At 68.5% G+C, this 1,338-nt stretch carries 1 protein-coding gene; it reads left to right on the forward strand.

Going from position 1 to position 1,338, the window contains the following annotated elements; translation table 11 throughout:
* On the forward strand, window positions 1-1,301 hold a 1,301-nt coding region (locus IE093_RS22245; RefSeq protein WP_189473119.1), incomplete at its 5' end, for a methyl-accepting chemotaxis protein.
* Window positions 1,302-1,338 lie beyond the last annotated feature (37 nt).

Here is a 1,338-nt window from a genome sequence, read left to right on the forward strand (position 1 = left end):
CCATCCTGCGCCAGGAAGATGCCGCGGCCTTGGAGGGCTTCATCGTCGATGAGCTTTACCAGCGCATCGATCCGGTCTCCGAGGCCTTCGGTCGACTGAAGGAGGTGCAGCTCGACGTGGCCGAGACCGAGTATCTTCTCGGTACACAGGAGTATGCCCGGATGCAGGTGGCCTTCATCGTCATCATGGCCGTCGCCCTCATCTTCGGTATCCTGCTGGCCTGGTATATCATCGCCGGCATTACCCGGAGCCTGGGCGCCGAGCCGCGTCGCGTCGCCGAGATCGCCGATCAGGTCGCCAACCAGAACCTCGATATCGCTATCGAGACCCGGCCCAACGATAACGGCAGCGTGCTGTACGCCATGCGCCGCATGGTGGAGCAGCTCTCCGGCGTGATCACCGGCGTGCGCGAGAGCAGCGGCTCGATCCATGTCGGCTCCCGCGAGATCGCCACCGGCAATGCGGACCTCTCCACGCGTACCGAGGAACAGGCCGCCGCCCTGGAGCAGACTGCCTCGAGCATGGAAGAGCTGACCGCCACCGTAAAGCAGAATGCCGACAATGCCCGCCAGGCTAGCTGCCTGGCGCAGGATGCCTCCTCCACCGCCGAGCGCGGCGGTGAAGTGGTGGAGCGCGTGGTCAAGACCATGCATGGCATCGCCGGCAGCTCACAGCAAGTGGCCGATATCACCGGGCTGATCGATTCGATCGCCTTCCAGACCAATATCCTGGCACTCAACGCCTCGGTGGAGGCCGCCCGGGCCGGTGAGCAGGGTCGGGGCTTCGCCGTGGTAGCCGGGGAGGTGCGCAGCCTGGCCAGCCGCAGTGCCGATGCCGCCCGCGAGATCAAGGCGCTACTCGAGGGCTCGGTGGCGCAGGTGCAGGAGGGTTCCACCCTGGTGGAAGAGGCCGGCAGCACCATGCGGGAGGTGGTGGCCGCCGTCCGCCGCGTCACCGATATCATGGACGAGATCTCCGCCGCCTCCGAGGAACAGAGCCAGGGTATCGAGCAGGTTTCTCAGGCGGTCGGCCAGATGGATCAGGTGACCCAGCAGAACGCTGCCCTGGTGGAGGAGGTCTCGGCAGCCGCGGCCTCCCTGGAGCAGCAGGCCAGCCGCCTGGAGCAGGCCGTGGCGGTCTTCACGCTGGCCGGCCGCCCGGGCAGTGCCGCGGGACTGCCGGCCTGGCTGGGTAGCGCCACCGCGGCCCTGCCGTCCGGCGCCGAGTCGGGCGAGGCCTCGCCCCCGGGCCGTGCGCCGCGCCAGCGGCACGACGGCGAAGCCGAGTGGGAGGAGTTCTGACCCGAAGCCTGGGGCCATGACGTCGGCGGCGGTGCCA

This window comes from Litchfieldella qijiaojingensis (assembly GCF_014651875.1).
Classification (GTDB): Bacteria; Pseudomonadota; Gammaproteobacteria; order Pseudomonadales; family Halomonadaceae; genus Litchfieldella; species Litchfieldella qijiaojingensis.